2 protein-coding genes, 1 tRNA gene, 2 rRNA genes and 1 pseudogene are annotated in these 6,435 nt (G+C 56.3%); 2 read left to right on the forward strand and 4 right to left on the reverse strand.

Going from position 1 to position 6,435, the window contains the following annotated elements:
- On the forward strand, window positions 1-1,755 hold the full coding sequence (locus ACLBKR_RS15540) for a thiamine pyrophosphate-binding protein (protein WP_113447201.1): 1,755 nt from the start codon (window positions 1-3) through the stop codon (window positions 1,753-1,755).
- A gap of 260 nt (window positions 1,756-2,015) precedes the next feature.
- Window positions 2,016-2,287: pseudogene (locus ACLBKR_RS15545) on the forward strand (transposase); the annotation flags it as partial.
- A gap of 35 nt (window positions 2,288-2,322) precedes the next feature.
- On the opposite strand, the gene ACLBKR_RS15550 reads toward ACLBKR_RS15545, so the two are convergent.
- The 4 genes from ACLBKR_RS15550 to ACLBKR_RS15565 form a co-directional block, all read right to left on the reverse strand.
- Window positions 2,323-2,817, reverse strand: a complete 495-nt coding sequence (locus ACLBKR_RS15550; protein ID WP_414899586.1) for a hypothetical protein — start codon at window positions 2,815-2,817, stop codon at window positions 2,323-2,325.
- 73 nt (window positions 2,818-2,890) lie between these two features.
- A tRNA-Met gene (locus ACLBKR_RS15555) sits at window positions 2,891-2,967 on the reverse strand.
- A gap of 249 nt (window positions 2,968-3,216) precedes the next feature.
- Window positions 3,217-3,331, reverse strand: a 5S ribosomal RNA gene (gene rrf / locus ACLBKR_RS15560).
- A 297-nt stretch (window positions 3,332-3,628) separates the two neighbouring features.
- Window positions 3,629-6,425 (reverse strand): 23S ribosomal RNA (locus tag ACLBKR_RS15565).
- Window positions 6,426-6,435 lie beyond the last annotated feature (10 nt).

The following is a 6,435-nucleotide window of genomic DNA, read 5'->3' on the forward strand; positions in this document are numbered from 1 at the left end:
GTGCGCGGTGCAGATATCCTTGTCGAAATGTTGATTGGCTACGGAGTCGAAGTGATCTTCGGCGTACCAGGCGATACCAACGTTCCTTTCTACGAAGCCCTGCAAGAGAATGAGGGCAAGATCCGTCACGTCATGGCGCGTGACGAGCGCTCCGCAGGCTACATGGCGGACGCCTATGGCCGCTTCACCCGCAAACCCGGTGTCTTCGAATGCCCATCGGGCGCAGGCGCCATGTATTCCCTGCCGCCGGTGGCGGAATCAAACTCCTCCTCCGTGCCTGTCATCCTGCTGACCATCGACATTCCGCTGCCGGGCGAAGGACGCGGCGTGCTCACGGAGCTCGATTGCGCCCGCCTGTTCGACCCCATTACCAAAATGTCCGTGCAGGTGAAAAGCGCTGAAAAGCTGCCGGAAATCATTCGCCGCGCCTTCCGCGTCGCCTGCTCCGGCAAGCCGGGGGCCGTGCATCTGCAGATTCCGGAAGACATGCTGCTGGCTGAGATCGATCCTGCCCGCGTTTCGCTGCACGTCGAGACCGAGTGCAAACAGTTCCCGGCCTATCCGACGCTTCCGGCCCCGGGCAAGCTGGAGACTGTTCTGGATTTGCTGACATCCTCAAAGCGACCGTTGATAGTCTCCGGCGGAGGCGTCAACCGGTCCTGCGCCGGACCGGAAGTCACAGCTTTGGCGGAAAAGCTGAATATTCCGGTGTGCACCACCATGACCGGCCAGGGCACGATGCCGGACGATCACCGGCTGGCCGTTGGCGTGATCGGCGACAACGGCTTCCATCCGCACGCCAACTGGGCGCTGGAACACTCAGATTTTGTTCTGTTCGTCGGCTCCCGCATGGGAAGTGTTGTTACCATCGGCTGGACCTTCCCCAAGATCACGCTGAACAAGCGGGTGGCACAAATCGATATCGATCCGGAGATCATGGCCAATAACTATGAGAACGTCGTGTCCGTTCAGGGTGACGCGCGCTTAGTGCTGGAACAGCTGATCGGCATGGCTCCTGAAAAGAACGATGCGGCCCGCACGCAGGACTGGGTTGATGAATTGAACGACCTGCGCGCCGATTTTTGGGAAAATGCGGAGGCATTGCTCAATTCCGAATCAATGCCGCTGCGCCCCGAACTGGCGGTACGATGCTTCAACGAGGCATTGGAAGCCTATGGCAAGCCCGCGCACATCTATTCTGATGCCGGCACCCCTACCCCGCATATGACGCGCTTCCTGAAGCTCAGAGACCGGCGCACGCGCTTTGCCATTCCGCGCGCCTTCGGTGGTCTTGGCTCGGCTTTGCCCGCCACCGTCGGCGCCTGGTTTGCCGACAAGGAGCGCCGACCGATCGGCATGTTTGGAGACGGCTCCTTCGGCATGAGCGTCGGCGAATTGGAAACGCTTGTGCGCCTCCAGGTGCCTGCCATTCTGCTGCTGTTCAACAACGGCACCTTCGGCTGGATCAAGGGCCTGCACCGGCTGAAGGGCCACAACCGGTGCTTTGGCGTGGACTTCATGCCACCCAAAGGGCAGGCCATCGCCGAAGCATTCGATGTGAAGGCCTGGACGGCGAAAAACGCGAAGGAGCTTGATGCGGCTCTCAACGAGGCGTTCGCCCATACGCAGGGACCCTGCCTGATCGACATCCATGTCGAGTCCATCGCAGACCGCGTTCCGCCGGTTTATTCCTGGCTCAGCAAACGCGGCAAGGACCCGTTGAGCACCAAGGCCGAAGAGGTTCGCTACTTCTGATCGGCTGTCCGAACCCGCACATCAGGCGCCGGCAAATCATGCCGGCGTCTTTGCTTTACCGGGAAATCCTTGTGAGAGGACGATCAGTGACACGGTCCGTTCCACGCGATCAAGATTGCCGACGTCCCAGATCCTCTAATCCAACGCGAGAATGCACTGCGCCAAATGACCTGAGGTCAGGTCGAAATGGTCGCTGTGACCTGAGCCCCTGAACTTCCTCCAGAATTTGGTAGAGTCCGTCACATCAAGGAGACGGACGAATGAAGCGTTCACGGTTCACGGAAGAGCAGATCATCGGGATATTGAAGGAGCAGGGTGAGCTTTGGCGAACGGCGCGAAGACAGTCGATGTCTGCCGCAAGCACGGCATCTCGGATGCAACCTTCTACAAATACAAGGCGAAGTATGGCGGCATGGACGTGTCGGATGCCCGCAAGCTGAAGGCGCTCGAGGACGAGAATGCCAAACTGAAGAAGCTGCTCGCCGAGGCCATGCTGGACAATGCGATCCTGAAGGATGTCGCTGCAAAAAAATGGTGACGCCCGATGTGAAGAGGAAGTTCAGGGGCTCAGGTCATGCCGAACAGGAACAACGCCAGATCATCCAGCAGATCAGCGATCGCGCAGCCGAGGGCCGGCCGCGCCTTACCGCCCTCGACGATATGCTCGACACGCTTGAGGAACGCCGTGCCGGCCTCGAGGCGCGCCTGAAGCAGGCGCCGGCGGAGGAAGATTTCGGGGAGAAGATCAGGAAGCTGAAGGCGGAAGTCAGTCCCGAAGCTGTCGAGCGGGTCATCAATTCGGCATTCTATTACCTGCGCGAGCACGCGAACACGGAAACGAAGCAGCCGTTCATCAACATCGCGCGCCAGTTCATCCAGAAGGTCGTCATCGGCAAGACACCCGGCCACCAGCCGGCATCGCTCGAAGTCCATGGCCGCATTGCCTCGATCCTCGGAGCGATGAAAGCCGCGACAATTCTGGAGAAGCAGTTCGAAGCACTGAAGCAGCACGATTATCTCGATAAGCTTCGCGCTGGCGAGATCGACACTGCGCAGAAACAAAAAAAGCTCCTCGAGGCGTACTCAGAGGAGCTTTTGGTTCGGTTTCCCGAGTGGGAGAATTTGCAAGTCTCGGTGGTTGCGGGGGCAGGATTTGAACCTGCGGCCTTCAGGTTATGAGCCTGACGAGCTACCGGGCTGCTCCACCCCGCGTCACCGAGAGAACTGGCCGATTTTGGCCTGTTCGTATGTGCAAGCCTGCTTGGCTTGCGGAGTTTGTCAAACGGATTGGTTTGACGGTTTTTTTCGTCATGATGACGAGAAAGCAAAAAGGCCGCGTTGGATGCGGCCTCGTTATGGGCTTGAGGCCCTTTTTTGTGTCGAGAAGACGGTCTTGATCCTTTTCCCTTGCGGCTTTTTGGACATGTCATGTCCAGTGCATGGGCATGTTGCGTTTTGCAGACCTGGCAGCGACCTACTCTCCCGCGTCTTGAGACGAAGTACCATTGGCGCAGGGGCGTTTCACGGCCGTGTTCGGAATGGGAACGGGTGCAGCCGCCCCGCAATAACCACCAGGTCAGCGAAGCGCAACATTTGAGAAGCTGGCAGGCCTTCGCCTGTTTTCTTTTTAAACACGTCTTGATCTTCTGTCTTTGCGCTGCCGCGATCTTCGATCGCTACGCTGCAGACGGCGCACCAAACTCTTGGCGACGAACTGGCATTCTGTAGCGCTGCCAAACTCGATGTCAAGCAAGGCAGCCATACAGCGCTGAAGCGCGTCGGCATTGTTGGCCGGCCCGTCCGGAGCGCTTTTGCGCACCAGGACAAGAAGATGGCATCATCGAACAAAGTTCGATGAGCATTACCAATGAGAACGATCAAGCCAATCGAGCTATTAGTACCGGTAAGCTTCACACATTGCTGCGCTTCCACACCCGGCCTATCAACGTGGTCGTCTTCCACGGCTCTGATAGGGAATACTCGTTTTCAGGTGGGTTTCCCGCTTAGATGCCTTCAGCGGTTATCCCTTCCATATATAGCTACCCTGCTATGCCGTTGGCACGACAACAGGTCCACCAGAGATATGTCCATCCCGGTCCTCTCGTACTAGGGACAGATCCTGTCAATATTCCTACACCCACGGCAGATAGGGACCGAACTGTCTCACGACGTTCTGAACCCAGCTCACGTACCGCTTTAATTGGCGAACAGCCAAACCCTTGGGACCTGCTCCAGCCCCAGGATGCGATGAGCCGACATCGAGGTGCCAAACAACCCCGTCGATATGGACTCTTGGGGGTCATCAGCCTGTTATCCCCGGCGTACCTTTTATCCGTTGAGCGATGGCCCTTCCACGCGGGACCACCGGATCACTATGACCGACTTTCGTCTCTGCTCGACTTGTCAGTCTCGCAGTCAGGCGGGCTTATGCCATTGCACTCGACGAGCGATTTCCGACCGCTCTGAGCCCACCATCGCGCGCCTCCGTTACTCTTTCGGAGGCGACCGCCCCAGTCAAACTACCCACCATACACTGTCCCGGATCCGGATAACGGACCGCGGTTAGACATCCATGACGATAAGGGTGGTATTTCAAGGATGGCTCCACTCAAACTGGCGTCCGAGCTTCAAAGCCTACCACCTATCCTACACATGCCGACACGAATGCCAGTGTAAAGCTATAGTAAAGGTGCACGGGGTCTTTCCGTCTAACCGCAGGAACCCCGCATCTTCACGGGGAATTCAATTTCACTGAGTCTATGCTGGAGACAGCGGGGAAGTCGTTACGCCATTCGTGCAGGTCGGAACTTACCCGACAAGGAATTTCGCTACCTTAGGACCGTTATAGTTACGGCCGCCGTTTACTGGGGCTTCGATTCAAAGCTTGCACCTCTCCTCTTAACCTTCCAGCACCGGGCAGGCGTCAGACCCTATACGTCGTCTTGCGACTTCGCAGAGCCCTGTGTTTTTGATAAACAGTCGCTACCCCCTGGTCTGTGCCACCCCATCTGACTTGCGTCAAAAGGGGTCACGCTTCTTCCGAAGTTACGCGTGCAATTTGCCGAGTTCCTTCAGCATAGTTCTCTCAAGCGCCTTGGTATACTCTACCTGACCACCTGTGTCGGTTTCGGGTACGGTCTATAAGGTGGAGCTATTTCCTGGAACCGCGTCCCCGCCCTGGTAATCCAATAAACCAGAACAAGTTAAGCGATCCGTCACTACCACCAGGCCCACGAATATTAACGTGGTTCCCATCGACTACGCGTGTCCGCCTCGTCTTAGGGGCCGGCTAACCCTGCTCAGATTAACTTTAAGCAGGAACCCTTGGTCTTTCGGCGAGGGAGTCTCTCACTCCCTTTATCGTTACTCATGTCAACATTCGCACTTCCGATACCTCCAGGACCCCTCACAGGTATCCCTTCACAGGCTTACGGAACGCTCCGCTACCACTCCCTTGCGGGAATCCTCAGCTTCGGTGCATGGCTTTAGCCCCGTTACATTTTCGGCGCAAAGACCCTTATTTAGACCAGTGAGCTGTTACGCTTTCTTTAAATGATGGCTGCTTCTAAGCCAACATCCTGGTTGTTTTGGGATCCTCACATCCTTTCCCACTTAGCCATGACTTGGGGACCTTAGCTGGAGGTCAGGGTTGTTGCCCTTTTCACGACGGACGTTAGCACCCGCCGTGTGTCTGCCGACTAGTACTCCTCGGTATTCGGAGTTTGGTTAGGATCAGTAAGACGGTGAGTCCCCATAGCCCATCCAGTGCTCTACCCCCGAGGGTATTCGGTCGACGCTCTACCTAAATAGATTTCGCGGAGAACCAGCTATCTCCGAGTTTGATTGGCCTTTCACCCCTAGCCACAAGTCATCCCAATCTATTGCAACAGATGCGGGTTCGGTCCTCCAGTTGGTGTTACCCAACCTTCAACCTGCTCATGGCTAGATCACTCGGTTTCGGGTCTAATGCAACGAACTGAACGCCCTGTTCAGACTCGCTTTCGCTACGCCTACACCTACCGGCTTAAGCTTGCTCGCTACACTAAGTCGTTGACCCATTATACAAAAGGTACGCTGTCAGCCTTGCGGCCTCCAACTGCTTGTAGGCATCCGGTTTCAGGTTCTATTTCACTCCCCTTGTCGGGGTGCTTTTCACCTTTCCCTCACGGTACTTGTTCGCTATCGGTCATGCACGAGTACTTAGGCTTGGAGAGTGGTCTCCCCATGTTCAGACAGGATTTCACGTGTCCCGCCTTACTCAAGGACAATGCCTGTTCTACGTCTACGGGGCTGTCACCCGCTATGGCCCAACTTTCCAGAAGGTTCGACTTTATTCAGCATTGCCACTGGCCTGGTCCGCGTTCGCTCGCCACTACTTGCGGAGTCTCGGTTGATGTCCTTTCCTGCAGGTACTTAGATGTTTCAGTTCCCTGCGTTCGCTTCTTACACCCTATTTTATTCAGGTGCAGATACCTTATCTCAATACTTGGAAACCCAAGCCGAGCCTCAACTCAGTTTGGATTTTCCAAGTATCTAAGGTGGGTTGCCCCATTCGGAGATCCATGGATCAAAGCTCATTCGCAGCTCCCCACGGCTTATCGCAGCGTATCACGTCCTTCTTCGCCTGTGCATGCCAAGGCATCCACCAAATGCCCTTACGACACTTAATCGTTCTCATTG

Origin of the sequence: Paenirhizobium cremeum (genome assembly GCF_047553425.1) — a bacterium.
Taxonomy (GTDB): domain Bacteria; phylum Pseudomonadota; class Alphaproteobacteria; order Rhizobiales; family Rhizobiaceae; genus Allorhizobium; species Allorhizobium cremeum.